Annotated in this window: 26 protein-coding genes; 14 read left to right on the forward strand and 12 right to left on the reverse strand. The window is 72.3% G+C overall.

Annotated elements, in window-relative coordinates; genetic code table 11:
- Positions 1–5: 5 nt before the first annotated feature.
- The 4 genes from HUT12_RS02035 to HUT12_RS02050 all read right to left on the reverse strand — a co-directional run bounded on the left by HUT12_RS02035 (position 6) and on the right by HUT12_RS02050 (position 2,698).
- Positions 6–698, reverse strand: coding sequence for an ABC transporter permease (locus tag HUT12_RS02035; RefSeq protein ID WP_131056972.1), 693 nt, complete (start codon positions 696–698; stop codon positions 6–8).
- On the reverse strand, positions 695–1,513 hold the full coding sequence (locus tag HUT12_RS02040; RefSeq protein ID WP_131056970.1) for an ATP-binding cassette domain-containing protein: 819 nt from the start codon (positions 1,511–1,513) through the stop codon (positions 695–697). Before HUT12_RS02040 ends, HUT12_RS02035 begins: the two co-directional genes overlap by 4 nt.
- Complete coding sequence (locus tag HUT12_RS02045; RefSeq protein ID WP_131056968.1) at positions 1,510–1,848, reverse strand: PadR family transcriptional regulator; 339 nt, start codon at positions 1,846–1,848, stop codon at positions 1,510–1,512. The genes HUT12_RS02040 and HUT12_RS02045 overlap by 4 nt, the downstream gene beginning before the upstream one ends.
- Before the next feature lie 130 nt (positions 1,849–1,978).
- Positions 1,979–2,698 (reverse strand): PP2C family serine/threonine-protein phosphatase, encoded by a 720-nt coding sequence (locus tag HUT12_RS02050; RefSeq protein ID WP_131056967.1) that lies wholly within the window; start codon positions 2,696–2,698, stop codon positions 1,979–1,981.
- Between the two features lie 62 nt (positions 2,699–2,760).
- Between HUT12_RS02050 and HUT12_RS02055 the strand changes: the two genes are divergently transcribed.
- A complete protein-coding gene (locus HUT12_RS02055; RefSeq protein ID WP_176092299.1) occupies positions 2,761–3,903 on the forward strand; it encodes a response regulator transcription factor in 1,143 nt (380 codons plus the stop codon).
- Between the two features lie 46 nt (positions 3,904–3,949).
- Here HUT12_RS02055 and HUT12_RS02060 read toward each other — a convergent pair whose 3' ends face one another.
- Entirely contained in the window at positions 3,950–4,492 is a 543-nt protein-coding gene (locus HUT12_RS02060; protein ID WP_176092300.1) for a helix-turn-helix domain-containing protein, read from the reverse strand.
- 60 nt (positions 4,493–4,552) lie between these two features.
- On the opposite strand from HUT12_RS02060, the gene HUT12_RS02065 reads away from it, so the two are divergent.
- Complete coding sequence (locus HUT12_RS02065) at positions 4,553–5,794, forward strand: benzoate/H(+) symporter BenE family transporter (protein WP_176092301.1); 1,242 nt, start codon at positions 4,553–4,555, stop codon at positions 5,792–5,794.
- A gap of 16 nt (positions 5,795–5,810) precedes the next feature.
- Here HUT12_RS02065 and HUT12_RS02070 read toward each other — a convergent pair whose 3' ends face one another.
- The 4 genes from HUT12_RS02070 to HUT12_RS02085 form a co-directional block, all read right to left on the reverse strand.
- On the reverse strand, positions 5,811–6,170 hold the full coding sequence (locus HUT12_RS02070; protein WP_162854399.1) for a hypothetical protein: 360 nt from the start codon (positions 6,168–6,170) through the stop codon (positions 5,811–5,813).
- A 144-nt stretch (positions 6,171–6,314) separates the two neighbouring features.
- The gene (locus tag HUT12_RS02075; RefSeq protein ID WP_176092302.1) at positions 6,315–6,584 is read right to left on the reverse strand and encodes a hypothetical protein; all 270 of its coding nucleotides are present in this window, start codon (positions 6,582–6,584) and stop codon (positions 6,315–6,317) included.
- An 81-nt stretch (positions 6,585–6,665) separates the two neighbouring features.
- Positions 6,666–7,139 (reverse strand): large conductance mechanosensitive channel protein MscL, encoded by a 474-nt coding sequence (gene mscL / locus HUT12_RS02080; protein WP_176092303.1) that lies wholly within the window; start codon positions 7,137–7,139, stop codon positions 6,666–6,668.
- A 39-nt stretch (positions 7,140–7,178) separates the two neighbouring features.
- Positions 7,179–7,859 (reverse strand): FadR/GntR family transcriptional regulator, encoded by a 681-nt coding sequence (locus HUT12_RS02085; protein WP_176092304.1) that lies wholly within the window; start codon positions 7,857–7,859, stop codon positions 7,179–7,181.
- A 50-nt stretch (positions 7,860–7,909) separates the two neighbouring features.
- Between HUT12_RS02085 and HUT12_RS02090 the strand changes: the two genes are divergently transcribed.
- A complete protein-coding gene (locus HUT12_RS02090; protein ID WP_176092305.1) occupies positions 7,910–9,223 on the forward strand; it encodes an MFS transporter in 1,314 nt (437 codons plus the stop codon).
- Positions 9,224–9,233: 10 nt separating this feature from the next.
- Here HUT12_RS02090 and HUT12_RS02095 read toward each other — a convergent pair whose 3' ends face one another.
- A complete protein-coding gene (locus HUT12_RS02095) occupies positions 9,234–9,587 on the reverse strand; it encodes an STAS domain-containing protein (RefSeq protein ID WP_131056589.1) in 354 nt (117 codons plus the stop codon).
- Positions 9,588–9,752: 165 nt separating this feature from the next.
- Here HUT12_RS02095 and HUT12_RS02100 point away from each other — a divergent pair, with 165 nt between their 5' ends.
- The 6 genes from HUT12_RS02100 to HUT12_RS02125 are packed head-to-tail and all read left to right on the forward strand — an operon-like array spanning position 9,753 to position 15,338.
- Positions 9,753–10,613 carry an STAS domain-containing protein gene (locus HUT12_RS02100; RefSeq protein ID WP_131056587.1) on the forward strand — a complete coding sequence of 287 codons (861 nt, stop codon included), beginning with the start codon at positions 9,753–9,755 and terminating at the stop codon, positions 10,611–10,613.
- Positions 10,613–11,029 (forward strand): STAS domain-containing protein, encoded by a 417-nt coding sequence (locus tag HUT12_RS02105; protein ID WP_176092306.1) that lies wholly within the window; start codon positions 10,613–10,615, stop codon positions 11,027–11,029. The genes HUT12_RS02100 and HUT12_RS02105 overlap by 1 nt, the downstream gene beginning before the upstream one ends.
- Positions 11,026–11,445 (forward strand): ATP-binding protein, encoded by a 420-nt coding sequence (locus HUT12_RS02110; protein ID WP_131056583.1) that lies wholly within the window; start codon positions 11,026–11,028, stop codon positions 11,443–11,445. Before HUT12_RS02105 ends, HUT12_RS02110 begins: the two co-directional genes overlap by 4 nt.
- A complete protein-coding gene (locus HUT12_RS02115) occupies positions 11,433–12,455 on the forward strand; it encodes an ATP-binding SpoIIE family protein phosphatase (protein ID WP_176092307.1) in 1,023 nt (340 codons plus the stop codon). Before HUT12_RS02110 ends, HUT12_RS02115 begins: the two co-directional genes overlap by 13 nt.
- Entirely contained in the window at positions 12,452–13,801 is a 1,350-nt protein-coding gene (locus tag HUT12_RS02120; protein WP_176092308.1) for a sensor histidine kinase, read from the forward strand. The genes HUT12_RS02115 and HUT12_RS02120 overlap by 4 nt, the downstream gene beginning before the upstream one ends.
- 1 nt (position 13,802) lies before the next feature.
- On the forward strand, positions 13,803–15,338 hold the full coding sequence (locus HUT12_RS02125; protein WP_176092309.1) for a SpoIIE family protein phosphatase: 1,536 nt from the start codon (positions 13,803–13,805) through the stop codon (positions 15,336–15,338).
- A 9-nt stretch (positions 15,339–15,347) separates the two neighbouring features.
- Here the strand turns inward: HUT12_RS02125 and HUT12_RS02130 are convergent, their stop codons facing one another.
- Positions 15,348–15,569 (reverse strand): AlpA family transcriptional regulator, encoded by a 222-nt coding sequence (locus tag HUT12_RS02130; RefSeq protein WP_176092310.1) that lies wholly within the window; start codon positions 15,567–15,569, stop codon positions 15,348–15,350.
- A gap of 189 nt (positions 15,570–15,758) precedes the next feature.
- Here HUT12_RS02130 and HUT12_RS02135 point away from each other — a divergent pair, with 189 nt between their 5' ends.
- Positions 15,759–16,001 carry a flavin reductase gene (locus HUT12_RS02135; RefSeq protein WP_131054235.1) on the forward strand — a complete coding sequence of 81 codons (243 nt, stop codon included), beginning with the start codon at positions 15,759–15,761 and terminating at the stop codon, positions 15,999–16,001.
- Positions 16,002–16,063: 62 nt separating this feature from the next.
- On the opposite strand, the gene HUT12_RS02140 is transcribed toward HUT12_RS02135, so the two are convergent.
- On the reverse strand, positions 16,064–16,897 hold the full coding sequence (locus HUT12_RS02140) for a helix-turn-helix domain-containing protein (RefSeq protein ID WP_176092311.1): 834 nt from the start codon (positions 16,895–16,897) through the stop codon (positions 16,064–16,066).
- A 31-nt stretch (positions 16,898–16,928) separates the two neighbouring features.
- Between HUT12_RS02140 and HUT12_RS02145 the strand changes: the two genes are divergently transcribed.
- From HUT12_RS02145 to HUT12_RS02160, 4 genes are read left to right on the forward strand one after another with little or no spacing between them, the layout of a single operon-like run.
- Positions 16,929–17,495 (forward strand): TIGR03086 family metal-binding protein, encoded by a 567-nt coding sequence (locus HUT12_RS02145; RefSeq protein ID WP_176092312.1) that lies wholly within the window; start codon positions 16,929–16,931, stop codon positions 17,493–17,495.
- A 32-nt stretch (positions 17,496–17,527) separates the two neighbouring features.
- A complete protein-coding gene (locus HUT12_RS02150) occupies positions 17,528–18,064 on the forward strand; it encodes a PadR family transcriptional regulator (protein ID WP_176092313.1) in 537 nt (178 codons plus the stop codon).
- Positions 18,061–18,762, forward strand: a complete 702-nt coding sequence (locus HUT12_RS02155; protein WP_176092314.1) for an ABC transporter ATP-binding protein — start codon at positions 18,061–18,063, stop codon at positions 18,760–18,762. Before HUT12_RS02150 ends, HUT12_RS02155 begins: the two co-directional genes overlap by 4 nt.
- On the forward strand, positions 18,759–20,273 hold the full coding sequence (locus HUT12_RS02160; protein WP_176092315.1) for an ABC transporter permease: 1,515 nt from the start codon (positions 18,759–18,761) through the stop codon (positions 20,271–20,273). Before HUT12_RS02155 ends, HUT12_RS02160 begins: the two co-directional genes overlap by 4 nt.
- The last annotated feature ends 20 nt before the right edge of the window (positions 20,274–20,293 follow it).

The following is a 20,293-nucleotide window of genomic DNA, read 5'->3' on the forward strand; positions in this document are numbered from 1 at the left end:
GACTCTCAGGTGATGGGTACGTGGTGCAGGTGCCGGCGGCGGCGCAGCCGGACACTGAACACCCCTGCCACGGTCACGGTCAGCAGCAGCGTCACCGCCAGCCCGTGCAGGACGCCCCGGGCCAGGTAGCCGTCGTCGGCGTGGTCCACCGCCCAGGTGGCGATCTCCCGGCTGGACCAGAACGGGGTGAGCTTCGCGCCCTGACTGGCCGGGTCGAGCAGCATCTGCATCGCCACCACGGTGAGCAACAGCAGGGTGCCCTCCAGTTCGCGGGGCAGCAGCGCGCCGATCAACATGCCGAACGGCGCGGCCACCATCACGCAGCAGAGCATCGCCACGGCGATCCCGGCGTACCGCAGGTTGGTCGTGTCGAGCACGGTGAGCAGGAAGAACGGCACCGCGACGGTCAGTCCGAGCGCCCACAGGCCGAGCATCCGGCCGAGGTACAGATGGTGCGGCCGGTAACCGGCGAGCCGGAGCCGGGGTTCCAGCTCGCGGGCGGCGCTGGTGGCGAAGAGCGCGGCGGTGCTGACCGCCCAACTGATGCCGAGGAACAGCGCCCGGATCGACTGCCCGACGTGCGAGTCCCGCCGGATCATCCAGAAGACCAACGGCATCAACAACAGGAGCAGGAGTACGCCCCGACGACGCGCCAGTTCCCGCAACGTCATCTCGGCGACGGTGAACAGCCGCTTCACGCCCGACCTCCCTGCTCGGCGGAGGTCAGGTCGAGCACGATGTCGACCCGGTCGAGTTGGTTGAGCAGGTGCGTCACCACCACGATGGCCTTCCCCTCGTCGCGCAGCCGGGTCAACTGGTCCCAGAGGTTGACGTAACTGCCCTGGTCGAAGCCCTGGTACGGCTCGTCGAGCAGCAGCACGTCCGGTTGGGCGAGGGTGGACATGGTCAGGTTCAGCTTCTGGCGCGTACCGCCGGAGAGGTGCCGGGCGAGCACGGTGCCCTCGGCGTCCCAGCCGAGGTTCCGGGCCGCCGCCCGACCGGCCTGCCGGGCCGGACCACGGGCCACACCCTGACCGGCGCCGACCAGCACGAAGTGCTCGTCGGGGAGCAGGAAGTCGGCGGTGCCGCCCTGCTGGGGGCAGTAGCCGAGCCGGCCGGAGACGGTCACCTCACCGCTGTCCGGTGAGATCAACCCGGCGCAGATCCGCAGGAAGGTGCTCTTGCCGCAGCCGTTCGCGCCGACCACGGCGGCGATCTGCCCGGCGCGTACGGTCAGCGAGGCGTCCCGCAGCACCGGATGCCGCCCGTACCGCTTGGTGATGCCCTTGGCGGACAAGCGCACCGGCCCGGGACGCGGGCCGGGCGCGGTGCCGATGCTCTCCACGATCGCGGCGGCGTACGTCTGCGGCGGGCCGAAGACCTGCCACGGGTCACCGCCGCCCTCGCGCAGGTGTGTGGCGGCCTCGGCGACCACGTGCCGGGCGGCGTCGGTCGCCACCCGCCGCCTGTGCAACTCGGCCGCGAACCCCCGCAGCCAGTCGTCGACGTTCACCCCTCGACCCCCTTCGAGACGATGTCGGTCACCGGCGCCACGAACGTCAGCCAGGCGTTACCGCCATTGTGCAGCGCCGCCCGCCCGTCGTCGGTGAGCTGGTAGTACTTGCGGGCCGGACCCGACCCGCCCTCCCGCCACTGCGCGGTGACCAGACCGGTGCGCTGCAATCGCAGCAGCACCGGATAGAGCGTGCCGCCCTGGATCGGTCCGACGCCCGCGGCGTCGAGCGACTGGGCGAGCTGGTAGCCGTAGGACTCGCCCTCGCGCAGCAGGGCCAGCACGCAGAGGTCGAGCACACCTCGCAGCCACTGCCCACGACGATCGGGATCCACCCGCCGAACCCTAGTGGCGCTACCTAGATGGCACAACTACCTAGTTGCGCACAGCGGCACCTCGGGACCACGGTGGTGCCTCGGTCCTGGCGGTGCCTCGGGACCACGGAGGTCCCGAGGCGGTGGCGGGTCAGCTCGGCACGACGTCGGAGATCACCACGGTGACGTTGTCCGGCGCGCCGGCCTGGTGGGCGAGCTTCACCAACTGCTCACCGCACTGGTGGCGGTCGGTGTGCAGGCTCAGGGCGGCGGCGATCGCGTCGTCGGTCACATAGTCCGAGAGCCCGTCACTGCAGAGCAGCAGCCGGTCGCCGGCCGCCACGTTCACCGAGCCCATCGTCGGCGGCGCGTCCGCGCCCTGCACCGCACGGGTCACCAGCGACCGCTGCGGATGGTGCCGGGCCTGCTCCCGGGTCAACGTGCCCTGGTCGACGAGCGCCTGCACGAACGTGTCGTCCCGGGTCAACTGCCGCAGCCGGCCCTCCCGCAGCAGATAGCAGCGCGAGTCGCCGACCTGCGCCAACACCAGCGTGTCCCCGGCGAGCAGGGCCGCCGTGAGCGTCGTGCCCATGCCGTCCCGGGCGGGCTCGGCGGCGATCGCCGCGTGAATACGTTGGTTGGCGGTGCTCACCACGGCCCGTAGCGAGTCGGTGGCGGCGTCCGGTGCGGTGGGCGGGATCAACTCGTCCAGGATCCGGATGACGATCTCGCTGGCGACCTCACCGGCGGGCAGCCCACCCATGCCGTCGGCCACCGCGACGAGGCGCTCACCAGCGAGCGCGGAGTCCTCGTTGTTGGTGCGGACCAGGCCGATGTCGTTGAGGATGGCCGAGCGGAGGATCAGCGTCATGGGTCAAGCTTGCCAAGAACACCCTTCCCGCGTCTCTACGCACTACTGCGTAGGGTTGAGGAATGTTGCCGATGTCCATGGTCGGGCGCGCCGACGAGCTGGCTGAGCTGGGCCGAGTGTGGTCCACCGTGGCTGGTCGGAGGCGTCGAACACCGGCCGTCGTGGTCGTCACCGGCGGCGCGGGCGTCGGCAAGAGCCTGTTGGTCGCCGCCGCGCTGGACGAACTCACCCCACGACCGGCGATGGTGCTCAGCGGCGCCGCCCGGGTGCACAGTCCGGCACCGTACGACTGGCTGGCCGCCGTGCTCAGCGGACGCGACCCCGACCGGCTCGACCTGCCGGCCGACACCGTGCCGCCGGACGCGCTGGCCTGGCTCGCCCAACAACCCACCGCGCCACGCGAGCGCTACGCCCCCGGCACGCTGCTGCGCCTCGCCGTACGTGCCGTCCGGGCGCTGGTCGGCACCGGCCCGGCCGTCCTCGTGGTCGAGGATCTGCACGCGCTCGACCCGGCCAGCCTCAACCTGATCGGCGAACTCGCCACCGCCCCCGGACTGCCCGCCCTGCTGGTGGTGGCGACCCGACCCGCCGCGCACGCGGTCGCCCCGGAACTCGCCGGCCGCACCCTGGCCCGGCTCTGCGGCGTACCCGGGGCGGTGCGCCAGCACCTCGGGCCGCTGCGCCCGGTCGAGGTGGCCGAGGTGCTGACCCAGGTGTACGCCGGCCACCCGCTGCCCGGTCGACTGGTACGCGGCGTCTGGCGGAGCACCGGCGGCAACCCGTACGCGCTCACCGAGCTGCTCGCCGCGTACGCCGGACAGCCACCCGAGGCGCTGCTCGCCCCGGTCGACGTCCCGCCCGCGTTCGACGGACGGCCTCGGCCTGCCCGTCGAGGTGTGCCGCCGTTCGACGCCGACGGTGGGCGGGCGGCGTCGGGGCTGTCGCGTATGCCGGAGTCGTCGGGGGCGTCGGCGGGCGGCACCGGACTGTCGGCCGAGTTGACCGGGCGGGAGGTGGAGGTGCTCGACTGCCTGGTCGCCGGGATGTCCAACAAGCAGGTGGCGAGCGCCCTGGGCATCTCGGTGCGGACGGTCACCGTGCACGTGTCCAACCTGCTGCGCAAGACCGGCTCGGCCTCGCGTACCGAGGTGGCGCTCTGGGCGGTACGCCAACGGCTCGCCGAACCCACCCCCGCCGAGATGTAAGGAAGGGACCCTTCCTATACACGAGGCGTTAGCAGGGGGCCCTTCCTTACATCCGGGGGTAGCGCAGGAGCAGGCTTGCGGCCACCTCCTCGTCGCCCACGGCGGCGTAGAGGTGCGGCACGTCGGACGTCCAGCGCAGGTGGCCACCGGCGGCGACGGTCAGCGGCGCGTCGACCGGGCCGGCGCGCAGCACCCCGGCGAAGACGGTCACGTGCTCGGTCACCCCGGGTTGGTGCGCGGGGGAGAGCTGGCCGGGGCCGGGCGCCACCCGCATCCGGTACAGCTCGTACGTCGCGTCCGAGTCGTCGAAGACCTCCAGCAGCGTCGCGCTGACCGCCGCGCCGCGTACGGTCGGCCCGGCCGACGGCCCGGAGAGCACGGCGGTCAGCGGTACGCCGAGCTGCGCGGTGATCGCGTACAACGTCTCCAGGGTGGGGTTGCGGACGCCGTTCTCCAGTCCGGAGAGCGTCGCCTTGCCCACTCCCGCCAGCCGGGACAGCGCGGAGAGCGAGATGCCGCGCGCCTCGCGGAGGGCGCGGACCCGCTGGCCGATCGCGGCGGTGTCCGAATCTGGTGGTGGCTGCGACATCCCGATATGGTGCTACACGCCGCTGTTCCGTAAACGGAACGGTCGGGAAGGGGTGGGGTCATGGCGGGACGGACACAGCCGATCCTCGCGGGGGTGGTGACCGCGCTGGTCGGGTTCGCCAGCTCGTTCACGGTGGTGCTTGCCGGGCTGCGCGCGGCCGGCGCGAGCGAGGCGCAGGCCGCCTCCGGGCTGCTCGTCCTCTGCGTCGCCTCCGGGCTCTGCGCCGTCTGGCTCGGCCTGCGGCACCGGATGCCGCTGAGCATCGCCTGGTCCACGCCCGGCGCGGCGCTGCTCATCGCGACCGGCCCGGTGCCCGGCGGGTGGCCGGTCGCCGTCGGCGCGTTCCTCGTCTCGGGCCTGCTCATCGTCGCCGCCGGCCTGTTCCCGGCCCTCGGCCGCGCCGTCGCCGCGATACCCAAACCCATCGCCGGGGCGATGCTCGCCGGGGTGTTGCTGCCGCTCTGCACCGCACCGGTACGCGCCCTCGTCGACGTGCCGCACCTCGCCGCGCCGGTGCTGGTCTCCTGGTTGGTGCTGCACCGCTTCGCCCGGCGTTGGGCGGTCCCCGGGGCACTGGTGGTCGCCGCCGTCGCGATCGCGCTGACCACGTCGGGCGGTGGCACCGGTGGACTGCGGCCGGTGTTCACGCTGACCATGCCGGCGTGGAGCCTGTCGGCGCTGATCGGTGTGGCACTGCCGCTGTTCCTGGTGACCATGGCCGCGCAGAACGTGCCCGGCACCGCCGTCCTGGTCGGCTACGGTTACCGGCCCCCGCTCGGCTCGGCGCTGCGGACCACGGGACTGGCCAGCATGGCCGTGGCGCCCGCCGGTGGTCACGCGGTCAACCTGGCGGCGATCACCGCCGCGCTGGCTGCCGGACCGGACGCGCACCCCGACCCGGACCGCCGCTGGATCGCCTCGGTGACCGCCGGCATCGGGCTGGCGATGCTCGGATTGGGTGCCGGTGCGGTCACCACGCTCGTCGGTTGGGCGCCACCCGTACTGATCGAGGCGGTCGCCGGACTGGCTCTGCTCGGCGCGCTGGCCACCGCCCTGACCGCGGCGCTGGCCGATCCCACGGCCCGGGAGGCCGCCGTGGTGACCCTGGTGGTCACCGCCTCCGGGGTGTCGCTGATCGGCATCGGCGGCGCCTTCTGGGGCCTGGTGGCCGGCTGCCTGATGTTCCTGATCTTCCGTCCCCGCCGCCCCACGCCGACGCTGTCGACCCCGGTCACCGAACCCGACCGGCCTGCTGCCGCGCCCGCCCCGACCGCCGGGTCCGTCCCGACTCAGACGTCGTGAGCGGGCCGAGGCGGGGTCAGTCCTCCGGAGGGAGGTCGGCGGCGAGGACGTCGAGCCGAACCTCTCCGTCGACGACGGTGTTGATCTGGTCGGCCAGTACGTAGACGGCACCGGTGGGGACCAGTTCGGTGGAGACCTTCAGGTAACCGGTGCGCAGCAGGCGGGCGGCCAGGTCCGCAGGAACGTCGGGTTCCTCCGTGGCGGCGGACTCGATCAACTCGTCCAGGCTGCTGCCAGGGTCGGCGGTGGGCGCCTGCACGGTCACGGCGTTCGGGTCACCGCGCTGGACCAGGTCCACCGTGCCGACGTCGAGGCCGGCGGCGTCCACCACCCGCATGCCGGTGGTGACCCGCGAGACGGTGGTCTGTTGATCGATGCCCTGCTGCTCCATACTCCGCGCGGTTCCCGCCCCCCACTGCTCCTAAACCACCCACCCCGTCCGGTACGCCCCACCCCTCCGCCTTGTCGATCAAGAAGTTCGGGTCGCGTTCGCGGCGGTGGCGAGACGAAAACTTCTTGATCAACCCGGGCTGGGGGTGGAGGGTGGGGGGGAGGGCCAGGGGGATGGGGGGCGGGGGGATAGTTCGCGCCAGGTGTCGGGGCCCTGGAGCAGTGCGCGTACCGTCTCCTCGGCGTCGTCGACGGTGTCGTACTCGTAGAACCGGGATGCGCCCTCGGCCCCGCCGGCACGCTGTTCCACGTACCAGCGATCGGCGTCCGCCCGGAGGAAGACGTCCCGTCGGGCCAGCCGCCCCCATTTCCCGTTCCACCAGTGCTTTCGCTGCTCCATGGCGGGACTCTATCGAACATGTGTTCGACATGGAGCGGCCCCTGCGGGATTCCCACAGGGGCCGATGTGCGGGTGCCGGGTTCAGCGCCCGGTGGGCGGTTCCTCCCGGCGGCCGAGCACGTCGTCCAGGGCGCCGCGCTGCTGGGCCGGGGTGGTCCGGCCGGAGGCGACCAGGGCGTCCCGGATCTCGGTGAGCAGCTTGACCTCCTCGCTCGGTGCCGAGGGCGGCGGCTCCTCGCCCCGCTTGCGGCGCTCGGCCAGCTTGTTCATCGGGAAGACGACCAGGAAGTACAGCGCCGCCGCGGTGAGCAGGAACGTGATCAGCGCGTTGACGAAGGCGACCCAGTCGAACGGGATGCCCTCGATCGTCGGTGCGGTGCCCTCTAGGCCCTTGTCGCTTCCGGTGATCAGCACCACGAAGACGCGGATCAGCGGTTCCAGGAACGACTTGGTGAGCTGCGTGACCACGCCGGTGAACGCGGCGCCGATGACGACGCCGACCGCGAGGTCGACGACGTTGCCGCGCATGATGAAGTCTTTGAAGCCCTTGAGCATCCGTACTCCTGAGGTGTCCGGTTTTTCGTCGAGGACAACCTATGCCTTGGGTGCGGACTCCAGGAAAGCACCGGCCTCCCGGGCCGCCAGCTCCGGGTCGCCGGCCCGGATGGCGGCCACCAGGCGGGCGTGGTCGACGTGCCGGTCCGGTGTCAGGGCGTCACCCATGGCCTGCGCGACGGTGCTGCGCAGGGCGGTCGCGACCGAGGCGTAGAGCTCGGCGAGCATGCCGTTGTGCGCCGCCGCGACGACGGCGGTGTGCAGCGCGACGTCGGCCTCCACGAACTCGGCGACCTCGCCGCCGCGCCAGGCCGCCTCGCGGGCCGCCAGCGCGGCGTCGAGGGCGGCCAGGTCCTCGGCGGTACGTCGGCGCGCGGCGAGCCGGGCGGCCTCCACCTCGAAGGCACGGCGTACCTCGATCACCTCGGTCATCCGGTCGTCGGTGAGGCGGCGGGCCACCACGGGTGCCAGTTCGTCGGTGGAGAGCACGTACGTCCCGGAGCCCTGCCGGCACTCCAGCACTCCGGCGTGGGCCAGGGCCCGGACCGCCTCGCGGACCGTGTTGCGCCCCACGCCGAGATCCTCGACGAGTTGCGGCTCGGTCGGGATGCGGCTGCCCACCGGCCATTCGCCGGCCATGATCCGTCGCCGCAGTCGAGTGATGGTCTCGTTCGTCCGTCGGCCCCGGGGCGGGACGGCGGAATCAATCGCTGGTGGCACTGGTTACAGCCACTCGCCGAAATTCATCCCATGATTGTAGGTTCGAGGTCATGACTCCGCCAGCCGCCGGCACCCCCGCCACCACTGCACCGACCGCCGGCGCCGCACCCGCTGCGACCGGGACCGCTGACGCCGGAAACCCGGTGGGCGGGGCGGATCGGGCGCGTGCCGGGTGGCTGCTGCTGGTCGGGATGCTGCTGGTGGCGCTGAACCTGCGGGCCGCGATGACCAGCCTCGGCGCACTGCTCGACGAGGTACGCGTCGGGTTGGCGCTCTCCGGCGCGATGGCGGGCGCCGTCACGACCCTGCCGGCCGTGGCGTTCGCCGGGTTGGGTGCGACCACGCCGTGGCTGGTCCGGCGGCTCTCCGCCCCGCGACTGCTGGTGCTGGCGATGATCGCGCTCACCGTCGGGCAGGTGCTGCGGGTGGTGACCGGGTCCGCCGTGGTGTTCCTGGCCACCAGCGCGCTCGCGCTGGCCGGGATCGCGGTGGCGAACATCCTGCTGCCGATGCTGGTCAAGCAACACTTCCCGCACCGGACCGGCCTGGTCACCGGGGTGTACATGATGACGTTGACGGTGGGGGCGACGGCGGCTGCCGCCGCTGCGGTGCCGGTGGCGCACGCCTTCGGCTCGTGGCGGGCCGGACTGGGTGTCTGGGCGGCGCTCGCGGCGGTGGCCGTACTCCCGTGGTTGCCGGCGGCGCTGCGGACCGGTGGGGCCGCGCGGCGGTCGGGTCGGCACGGCGGGCGGGCGCGTCTGCGGATCAGTCCCGCGCGCACCCGGCTCGGCTGGGCGATGGCGCTCTATTTCGGCGCGCAGTCGCTGAGCGCGTACGCGATCATGGGCTGGCTGGCCGTGCTGTTCCGGGACGCCGGTTTCCGGCCGCAGGACGCCGGCCTGCTGCTGGCCGGGGTGACCGCGCTCGGGGTGCCGATCGCGCTGCTGATGCCGACGCTGGCCGGTCGGCTGAGCGACCTGCGGCTGCTGGTGCTGGCGTTGACCGCCGCCTCCAGCGTGGCCTATCTGGGGCTGGCGTTCGCGCCGCGTGGCGGGGCGGTGCTCTGGGTGGTGCTGCTGGCGTTGGGGCAGGGTGCCTTCCCGCTCATCCTGGCCACCATCGGGCTGCGGGCGCGTACGGCCGACGGGACGGTCGCGTTGTCGGCCTTCACGCAGAGCGTCGGGTACCTCATCGCGGCGCTCGGGCCGCTGCTGGTCGGGATCCTGCACGAGTCCACCGGTGGGTGGACGGCACCCCTGGGCTTCCTGCTGGTCGCACTCGCCGTGCAGACCGGGGCAGGAATCGTCATCGCTCGCCCTCGGTACATCGAGGACGAGCGAGGCCCGGCCGTGGCCGGTGGGTAGCGCGGTGGGGTCAGGAGGAGGTGGTGGGTTCCCCCGCGACCGCCTCGTCGACCGTCGGATAGGTGTGCAGGACCTCCACGAGGCCACTCACCTCGAGGATGCGCAGCACGCCGCGTTGTGGCGCGGCCAACCGGACCACCCCGCCGGCCTCGTCGGAGCTGTTCTTCGCGCGGACGAACACCGACAGACCGGTGGAATCGCAGAACGAGACATCCGACAGGTCGAACACGAGGCGGCTGCGCCCCTTGTCGAGCAGGTCGGTGATCTGGTCCTGCAGTTGCGGTGCGGTGGCCATGTCCAGTTCACCTGCGACCGACACCACGACCACGTCGCCGCGTTGCTCCGTGTGCACCGTCAGGGACATATGCCAGACCTCCTGTTTATCGGAGGAACGGTATCCCACGCCGGGCCCGGTACGCAGAACGGGAGCACGATGAGGTGGCCCCCGTCATTCCCTTGCTTCGTGACAAGTAGTTTGTGGGTCCGCGGTGATAGAGTCCGGCCGGTCCAGGTCTAGGGGGGTAGTGCGATGGCGTTGAGCGCTGACGAGAGTGGCCGCTTGGCGGACCTGCTCACCGGTCAGGCCGGACAGGTCGTCCAGCGGTGGACCGAGGTCCTCGCCGCCCAGTTGCGGGGCCGACTCAGCCAGGCCGAACTGGTCCGGCAGGTGCAGGAGATGCACCGGGTGCTGGTGGACGCGCTCGGCAAGGGCGTGGGCGACCTCGCCGCCGAGGAGGCCACCGAGCTGCGGGCCGTGCTCGCCGAGGTCTCCCGTGGGCAGGCCCGGCAGGGCTTCACCGCCAGCGAGACCGCCAGCAGCGTGTTCGCCCTCAAGGAGGCCCTGCTGACGGTCATGGAGACCGATCAGGGCACCGGAACGCTGCGCGACTTCGTCGCCTTCTCGGCGCTGGTCGACCAGATGGGCCTCTTCACCTTCGAGACCTACGTCCGCACCCGCGAGAGCCTGATCGCCGACCAGGCGGAGCAACTGCTGGAGCTCTCCACCCCGGTGGTCAAGCTCTGGGAGGGCGTGGTGGCGGTGCCGCTGGTCGGCACGCTCGACTCGGCCCGCGCCCAGGTGGTGATGGAGCGGCTGCTACAGACCCTGGTCGACACCGGCTCGCCGTACGCGATCATCGACATCACCGGCGTACCGGCGGTCGACACCCAGGTCGCCCAGCACATCCTGAAGACCGTGGTGGCGGCCCGCCTGATGGGCGCCGACTGCATCATCTCCGGCATCCGGCCGCAGATCGCCCAGACCATCGTCGCGCTCGGCATCGAGTTCGGCGACATCGCCACCAAGGCGAGCCTCGCCGACGCGCTGCGGCACGTGCTGCGGCTCACCGGCGTCGAGGCGAACCGGCGACAGACCCGCCGGGAGGTCTGATGGAGCGGGTGCCGATTCTCAAGATCGGCGACATCCTGCTGGTCTCCATCCAGCTCGACATGTCCGACCAGACGGCCGTGGCCCTCCAGGAGGACCTGGCCGAGCGGATCGTCGCCACCGGCTGTCACGGCGTGATCATCGACATCACCGCCCTGGACATCGTCGACTCCTTCGTCGGCCGGATGCTCTCCACCATCGCCTCCATCTCCCGGGTGCTCGATGCCGAGACGGTGGTGGTCGGGATGCGTCCGGCGGTCGCCATCACCCTGGTCGAGCTGGGCCTGTCGCTCAACGGCATCCGGACCGCCCTGAACGTCGAGCGCGGGATGGAACTCATCGCGGCCGACCGCGCCGACGACCTCCACGACGACGACTTCCACGACGGGGCGGATCCCGAGCCGACGGCGTCGTCATGACCAGCGGTGTCGACCTGGGGCGTCCCCAGGCGCAGACGGTCGGCAGCGACGAGGACGTGGTCCGCGTCCGGCAACTGGTGCGTACCGTGGCGGTGGCGGTCAAGCTGTCGCTGGTCGACCAGACCAAGGTGGTCACCGCGGCCAGCGAGCTGGCCCGGAACACACTGGTGTACGGCGGTGGCGGCACGGTCGAGGTCTCCAAAGTCGACAACGGCCGCAGGTCCGGCATCACGATCGTCTTCGCGGACGACGGTCCGGGCATCGTCGACCTGGACCTCGCCCTGACCGACGGCTACACCACCGGCGGCGGCCTCGGTCTCGGCCTGAGCGGTGCCCGCCGGCTGGTGGACGAGTTCGACATCCAGACCGCGCCCGGGCAGGGCACCCGGATCACGATCACCAAGTGGTCCCGGTGACCGCCGCGCCGGTCTCCGACCGGGGCACCTGGTACCGCGTGGAGAACGGCAGCACCGGCAGTGCGGTGCGGCGGGCGGCCGAGCGCCTGGGGAATGAACTGGCGCTGCCCGAGGGCCGGATCGCCGACCTGGCCATCGTCGCCGCCGAGCTGACCAGCAATCTGATCAAGCACGCCGACGACGGTATGCTGCTGCTCCGGCCGGTACGCCGCGAGATGGACGCCGGGGTCGAGCTGATCGCCCTGGACTCCGGTCCGGGCATGGCCGACCTGGCGCAGTCCGCGCGGGACGGGCACTCCACCACCGGCACCCTCGGCATCGGTCTGGGCGCGATCGTGCGCCAGGCGAGCTGGTTCGACGCGTACTCCTGGCCCGGCCGGGGCACCGTTATCGCGGTACGCGTGTTCGGGGGCGCGGACACCGACCTGCCCTGGGTCGGCGGGCTGACCCGGCCGCTGGCCGGCGAGACGGTCTGTGGGGACGGTTACGCCTGGCGGGTCGTGGGCGATCGCCGTCAGGTGCTGGTCACCGACGGTCTCGGGCACGGCCCGCTGGCCGGGGCGGCCACCGACGCCGCGCTCGCCGCGTTCCGTGGTGCCCCGGCCGCCGCCCCGGCCGAGGTCGTCGCCCACCTGCACCGCTCGCTGTCGCACACCCGTGGTGCCGCGCTCGCGGTGGCCGAGCCGGACCCGGCGGGGGCGCTGTTGCGGTACGCCGGGTTGGGCAACATCAGCGGCGTGGTCATCGACGCGGATGGCCGGCGGCGTGGCCTGGTCTCGCTGCCCGGAATCGCCGGGCACCAGCGGCCCACGATCCGGCAGTACGACTACCCGTTCGGCCCGGACAGCCTGCTGGTGATGCACTCCGACGGGGTGGTGGACCGCTGGCGGATCGAGGACTATCCCGGCCTCGTCGGGCGGTCGCCGCTGGTGACGGCCGCCACGTTGCTGCGCGACGCCGGGACCCGACGCGACGACGCCGGAGTACTGGTGGCAAGGTCCTGGTCATGACCACCGCCTCGCTGATGCAGATGGCGCTCCGGGTCGAACAGGACATCTTCGTGGTCCGCCAGCGTGGCCGCGAGGTGGCCGGCGTACTCGGCCTGGAGCACCAGGACCAGGTCCGGATCGCCACCGCGATCAGCGAGGTCGCCCGGGACCTGTTGCGGGCCGTCGGCGGGGCGGACGTGGTCTTCGCCGTCGCCGACACCGTGGACGGCCGTCACCACCTGCGCGTCGACCTCGTTCCGGTGGCGCCGCTGCCGGACGGGCGCTACCAGCCCGAGTCCGGCGCGGTGGCGCGTCTGGTGGACACACTCGGCGTGGTTGCCGAGGAGCAAGTTACGGTCGTCAGGATGTCGCGACGGATCCCGGCCACCGCTGCGGCGCTCACCCCCGAGCGCCTCGCCCAGTTGCGCGCCCGACTCGCCGAGAGCGCGCCGGGCACGGCGGAGGAGGAGCTCGCCACCCAGAACACCCAGCTCATCGCCGCCCTCGACGAGGTACGCACCCAGCGCGACGAGCTGGCCCGGCTCAACGAGGAACTGGAACAGACCAACCAAGGTGTGATGGCGCTGTACCACCAGCTCACCGACGAGCTGGAGGCGACGAACACGGGCGTCGTGGCGCTCTACGCCGAGTTGGACGAGAAGTCGGCGCAGTTGCGTGCCGCGAGCGAGTCCAAGACGCGGTTCCTGGCGAACGTCAGCCACGAGCTGCGGGCCCCGGTCACCGCGATCATCGGGCTGGCCCGGCTGTTGGGCGACTCCGCCTCCGACCCGCTCACCAGCGAGCAGGAGCGCCAGGTCGGCCTGATCCGTGGCTCCGCCTCGGATCTGCTGTCCCTGGTCAACGAGTTGCTCGACCTGGCCAAGGCGGAGTCCGGCCGGATCGAGCCGGCCATGGCGGACGTCGACCTCAAGGCCCTTTTCGGACAGTTGCGGGGCACCCTGCGGGCGCTGCCCACCGCCGGTGACGTGGCGCTGGTGGTGGAGGAGCCGCCGGCACCTGCCACGCTGCGGACCGACGAGGTGCTGCTCGCCCAGGTGCTGCGCAACCTGCTGCACAACGGGTTGAAGTTCACCGCCGAGGGTGAGGTGCGGCTGCGCGCCGAGCAGCACGACGGTGGCTGGCGACTCTCCGTGTCGGACACCGGGGCGGGCATCCCTGCCGAGCTGCACGAGCGGGTGTTCGAGGAGTTCTACCAGGCACCCGGCCCGACGCGGACCGGCGGCACCGGCCTCGGCCTGCCGTACGCCCGGCGGCTGGTGACCCTGCTCGGCGGCACCCTCGACCTGGCCAGCGAAACCGGCCGGGGCAGCACCTTCACGGTCTCGCTGCCGGCGGACGGAGTCTGACGTGGACGGCGCCGCGACAGTTCTCGTGGTCGACGACAGCCGGACCAAGCGCTACCTGTTGGTGAGCTGGTTGACCCGGGCCGGTTTCACCGTGCTCGAAGCCGAGACGGGCGGCGAGGCGTTGCGTCGCGTCGGGGTCGACCCGGTCGACCTGGTGGTGCTCGACGTCCGGCTGTCGGACATGAGTGGCTTCGAGGTCTGCGAGCAGATCAAGGCGGCGCACCCGGCGCTACCGGTGATCCACGTCTCCGCGCACGCGATCGACACCGCCGACCGCACCCAGGGGCTGACCCGGGGGGCGGACGCCTACCTGGCGGAGCCGATCGAGCCGGAGGAACTGATCGCCACCGCCCACGCGGTGCTGCGCTACTACCAGGCGCGACAACGGGCCGAACTGCTCGCCGAACGCCTCACCGGGTTGGCCGACACCACCCTGGCGGTGCACTCCGCGCCGAACTTCGCCCGGCTGCTGGAATCGGCGGCGGCGGGAGCCGCCGAGATCTTCAAGAGCCCGGCCGCAGTGGTCGCCGAGACCTTCGACGGTGACTGCCTGGCCGGGGTCTCCACCGGTCCCGGTGCCGGGGGCCGCATCGTGCCCTGGGTGGTCGACGACACCGGCGTACCGACCGGCACCGTCGTCTCCGTACAGGATCCCGCCGACTGGGCGCTCGCCGACTGGCCGACCGACGACACGGTCACGGTGGCCGCCGCCCGGCTGCGCGAGGACCGCGCGCCGATCTACATCGTGGTCCCCACCGGCACCCAGACCGCCCGTACGCCGGTGCTGGTCCAGCTCGCGCAGGCGGTGGCGTCGGCGGCGGAGGCACAGCGCTCCTTCGACGAGGAGCACCGGATCGCGGTGACCCTGCAACGCAGCCTCCTGCCACGGCGCATCCCCGAGATCGCCGGGCTCGACCTGGCCGTCCGGTACGAGCCGGCCAGCGCCCGGACCGAGGTGGGCGGCGACTTCTACGAGCTGGTGATGCTCGACGGCCACCTGCTGCTGGCCATCGGCGACGTGGCGGGCCACTCGCTGCACGCGGCGACGGTGATGGCCGAGCTGCGGCACGCGGTGCGGGCGTACGCGGTGGAGGGACACCAGCCGGGCGAGATCCTGCACCGGGTCAACGAGTTGATGCGGACGTTGCTGCCCGACGAGCTGGCGACCATCTGTGTGCTGCTGCTGGACCCGTCCACCGGACACGTCCGGCTGGCCAGTGCCGGGCACCTGCCGCCGCTGATCAATCAGGACGGCAAGGTCGAGTACGTGCAGCACTCCGCGCCGCTGCTCGGCGTACGCGCGCCCCGTCCGGCGGATCTGGAGTTCGTCCTGCCGGCCGGCGCGACGATGGTCTTCTACACCGACGGGTTGATCGAACGGCGGGACGCCACCATCGACGACGGACTGGCCGCCCTGTCGGTCAGTGCGTCCCGGGTGGACGACGACCTGGACCGCTTCTGCGAGCGCCTGCTCGTCGAACTCGCCCCGCACGAGATCCAGGACGACGTCGCCGTCGTCGCCCTCCGCCGCCGCTGAGGCGTCGATCTACCCCTGCTCGTCGTCGTCCGCCTGGCGTGGCTGGCGGTACCGGCGGATGTACTCCTCGACGTCAGCGCGTAGCCAGATCTTGCCGACCGACAGGACCTGGTACGGCTGCGGGAAGTTCGGATGCGCGGCGATCTGGCGGAAGCGGGATCGGCCTACACCGAGCATCGCCAGGATCTCGCCAGCGGCCACCAGAGGCCCTGGCCCACGGTCCTTGCCCATGCCAAGGAAGGTAGGCGCACGGTAGCCTGTCAATAGGGTCGCGCATGAGTGGGTACACCTTTGGGGGCGCGCCAATGTTGACAGGGGGGTCGGTGTTGGGTTGGGATCGGGGTAGGCCCCTCGGCTGCTGGAGGCCGAGCCCGGCGGCCGAGGGCTTGCCGCCCGTCCCACCCCCGGGAGGAGCCCCGAATGGCGCAACGGCACGCCCCCGTCAGACCCCTCTGGTTCTGTGCCGCCTGTGCGCACGGTTGGCCGTGTGCGCCGGCCCGAGTCGAGTTGGCGGCCGACTACGGTCCAGGTCGACTGCTCGCGCTGGACATGGCCGACCTGCTCACCGAGGCGACCGCCGACCTGACCCGGCTCGGAGCGCCACCCGAGCCGCTGTACTTCTACGTCCGGTTCCTCGGCTGGGTCCGCAATCCGCCCCGATGACCGCTCACGCCGCCGACCAAGACCCCCTGGCGGGCCTCCGTCGGCGGCGAGTGGCGACGCGGTCAGTGTCGCCGGGAAGATGGCCGAGCGCGATCCTGGTCGGCGTACGCGCCGGGGGAGACGCCGGTGACGGCGGTGAAGTCGCGGATCAGGTGTGCCTGGTCGCTGTAGCCGAGTTCGGCGGCGAGGGCGGCCCAGTCGGGTGTGTTGCCCGCCGCTCGCTCGATCGCCTCGTGCAGCCGGTAGCGGCGGATCATCCACGTCGGGCCGACACCGATCTGGCTGAGGAAGAGGCGTTGCAGTCGGCGGACTGAGAGACCGTTGTCGCGGGCGAACCCGTCGACCCGCCGTACGTTCCGGTCGGTCCGGATCGCCTCGGCCAGCCGCATCGCCTCGTCGGTGACCGGGGCGGGCCGGGGTTCCCAGCCGGTCAGAAGGTCGTCGAGGGCGCGGCAGCGGGCGGCATCCGTACCGGCGCAGATCGCCGGGCTCGGTGCGGCGGCCGGCGGCCAGTGGTCGGCCAAGTCCGCGAACGACCGGCGTCGGCCCGTCAACTCCACCATCGGGCGACGCCAGAACGGGTGGAAGCCGCCCGGCCGGAACTGGATACCGCAGACCTGCCCGGTGTCGGCGAGTGTGGTCGAGAAGAGGCTCAGGCCGGGCCCGGCCACCTCGGCGTGTTCCGGACCGTCACCCTCGCGTGCGAACACCACGTTGACCGCTGGGTGCGCCACTACCCGCTGCTCGAACGGCTCGGTCAGAGCCCAGTCGACGAGCCAGTAGTGCTCGACCCATGGGCGTAGCGGTGCGGCGGGCAGGTGCCGACGGAAGCGGACCCGTCGCATCAGCCCGGCCGGTTCGAGAATGCCCCGGCTGTCCCCGCGCAGCTGTCGCATTTCTTCAAGACCACCCTCATACGCTGCCCATATGGCGACTCAGACTAGCGATCTCCTGGCGCTGGCGGCGCCGCGTACGGTGGCGGTGGTGCGGGCGGTCCGGGACGACCAACTGCACCTGCCGACGCCCTGCCGGGACTACGCCGTCCGCGATCTGCTCAACCATCTGTACGACGTGGTGGTCGCCTTCCAGGCGCTCGCCGCCCGGGAGCAGGTGACCTTCGCCGCCAAGCCCGATCACCTGGGTCAGGGCTGGCGGGACCGGTTCGAGGCGGAGACCCGTCGACTGGTCGCGGCATGGTCGGACCCGGCCAGCGAGGAGGGTGTCTCGCCGGGGATGGGGATGCCGCAGCCCGTGGTCGGCGGCATGGCGCTGCTCGACCTCACCGTGCACGGTTGGGACCTGGCGGTCGCCACCGGCCAGCCGTACGAGGCGGCCCCGCAGACGGTACCGGTGTTGCGCGAGTTGGTCGCACAGCTCGGCGCGCAGGGCCGCCAGATGGGTGTCTTCGCCGAGGAAGTGACCGCTGGCCCCGCCCTGCCGGAGCTGTCCCGGCTACTTGGAGCGACCGGACGGGACTCGGCGTGGAGTGCTTGACGGCAGCTATTCGCTGAGTGAATAGTGGGCTGGTGTCCACGCCGCACGTTCTGCTCGGGCTGCTCGCCACCGGCACCATGCACGGATACGAGCTGAAGCGGGCGTACGACGAGCGGTTGCCGCAGGCCCGCCCGTTGGCGTTCGGGCAGGTCTACGCGACGATCAACCGGCTGCTCCGCGACGGTCTGGTGGTCCCGGCGGGGCAGGAACGCCTCGCCGGACCGGACCGCACCGCCTACGCGCTGACCGACGAGGGACGGGCGGCACTGGACCAGTGGCTGGGCAGCGTCGAGCCACCCATGCCGCACGTCAACAGCGCGCTGTTCGCCAAGGTGGTGGTGGCGCTCCTGGACGCCGACGCGGACCGGGCCCGGACATACCTCGTCGCGCAGCGGCGGGCCCACACCGATCGGCTGCGCGAGCTGACCGCGCTCAAAACGGCACCGGAGGCCACCGTCGACGACGTCGTGGCAGCCGACTACGCCATCGCCCATCTCGACGCCGACCTGCGCTGGCTGCGCACCACCCTGGAGCGGGTCGCCGACTGGCACCGGGAGGTGCACTCGTGACGCAACTTCAGGCACGCGCGCTGGTCAAGTCGTACGGGCCGACACCCGCACTGCGGGGCCTCACCCTCGACGTCGCCGAGGGCGAGATCGTCGCGGTGACCGGGCCGAGCGGCTGCGGCAAGTCGACCCTGCTGCACTGCCTGGCGGGCATCCTGCGGCCCGACGCCGGTGAGGTGACCTGGCGGGACCACCGCATCGACACCTGGTCCGAGGCGGCCCGGTCGCGCCTGCGGCGTACCGAGTTCGGAGTGTTGTTCCAGTTCGGTCAGCTCGTCCCGGAGCTGACCGCGGCGGAGAACGTCGCGCTTCCGCTGCTGCTCGCCGGCACGGGGCGGCGAGCAGCGCGGACGGCGGCGCTCACCTGGCTCGACCGGTTGGGCGTGGCGGACTGCGCCGACGTGCGGCCGGGCGAGATGTCCGGCGGGCAACAGCAGCGCTGCGCCACCGCACGAGCCCTCGTCACCGAGCCACGGGTGCTCTTCGCCGACGAGCCGACCGGGGCGCTGGACTCGCTCACCGGCGAGCAGGTGCTCACCACACTCGTCCGGCTCACCCGCGAGCAGGGCACGGCGGTGGTGCTGGTGACCCACGAGCCCAGGATCGCCGCGTACGCCGACCGCGAGATCGTGATGCGCGACGGCGTCATCGACCACACCGGTCTGGGGCTGGACGCGCCGCTGACCGGCGGCGCGCGGTGAGACCGGGGACGCTGGCCCGGCTGGCCCTGGCCGGCAACCGCACCGACGCCGCCCGGGTGGTCCTGACCGCGCTGAGCGCCACCCTGGCCGCCCTCGCCGGGCTGGCGGCGATGACCGTGCTGGCCATCGAGAAGCCACCGGGCCACGACTGGGAGCAGTCCCAGCAGTACGCGAACGCGCTGCTGCGCGAGCCGGGGCTGCGCGGCGGCACCGCCTTCGCGCTGCTGCTGCTGGCCGTACCCGTGCTGGCCCTGGCGGGGCAGAGTGCCCGGCTCGGCGCCCCGGCCCGGGACCGCCGCCTGGCCGCCCTGCGGTTGGCCGGCGCGACCCCGGGTCAGGTCACCCGGGTCGCGATGCTGGAGACCGGCCTCGCCGCGCTGGTCGGGACGCTTGTCGGCCTGGCGGTGTACCTCGGCGGGCGGGAACTGCTGCACCGCCCGGACGCCCAGGGTCAGCTCACCCTGCCCACCGACGTCCTGCCCTCGGTGCCGGCGATCGCGGCGGTGACGCTGGGGCTGCCGCTGCTCGCGGCGGTGGGCACCGCGTTGCTGCTGCGCCGGGTCGCCACCACACCGCTGGGCGTGTTCCGGCGGGCCGGTCGGACCCGGTCACCCCAACCCTGGCCGGCACTGTTCATCGGCGGTGGTGTGGTGGTGACCGCGTTGGCCGAGCCGCTGCGGGAGGCAGTCGAGGGCGTCGACACGGACTGGATCGCGATCCTGTTGGCCCTCGGTCTCCTCGCCGTCGTGACGGGGGTGGTGCTCGGGACCGGATGGCTGTCGCACGCCGCCGGGCGGCTGCTGCACCGCCTCGCCCGAGGTCCGGCGACGCTGCTGGCCGCGCGACGGCTGACCGACGACCCGTGGACCAGCAGCCGCACCTTCGCGGCGCTGCTGGCCAGCGTCCTCATCGGTGCCGGTGCGGCGGCGTTCCGGGCCTACTTCCAGCTCCGGCAACGGATCGAACAGGAGGAGAGCCTGGCCGCCGGATACGTCGGCGACGACCGGTCCTTCTATCTGAACACCATGGACCTGGTCGACCTGGCGGTCCTCGTGGCGGTCGTCATCGCCACGGCGGGCCTGCTGGTCACGCTGGTGGAGGGCATCGTCTCCCGCCGCCGGGCGTACGCCGCGCTGGTGGCCACCGGGGTGCCCCGGACCACCATCGGCACCTCGATCCTGGTCCAGGTGCTCGCGCCGGTGGTGCCCGCCGTGCTGCTCACGGTCGGCGTCGGGTACGCGATCGGGCGGCTGTTCACCGGCGACGTGGTCAGCGGCGGCTACACCCAGGAGGTGTGCCGGGCGCGCGCGGAACTGTGTGACGACCCGGCCACCCGCCCGCTGCACGTCGAACTCGTGCCGGTCGAGAGCGTGGTCCGCACGCCGGACGTACCCCTGGAGCAGCTCGCGCTGGTCGGCGGCGGTGCGCTGCTCGCGGTGCTGGTCACGGTCGGGCTGGGGCTGCTGTTCCTGCGGGCCAACACCGCGATGGAGGAACTACGAACCACCTGAGACGGCGTCCGCCATGGCCC

The organism is Verrucosispora sp. NA02020, from assembly GCF_013364215.1.
Lineage (GTDB): Bacteria > Actinomycetota > Actinomycetes > Mycobacteriales > Micromonosporaceae > Micromonospora.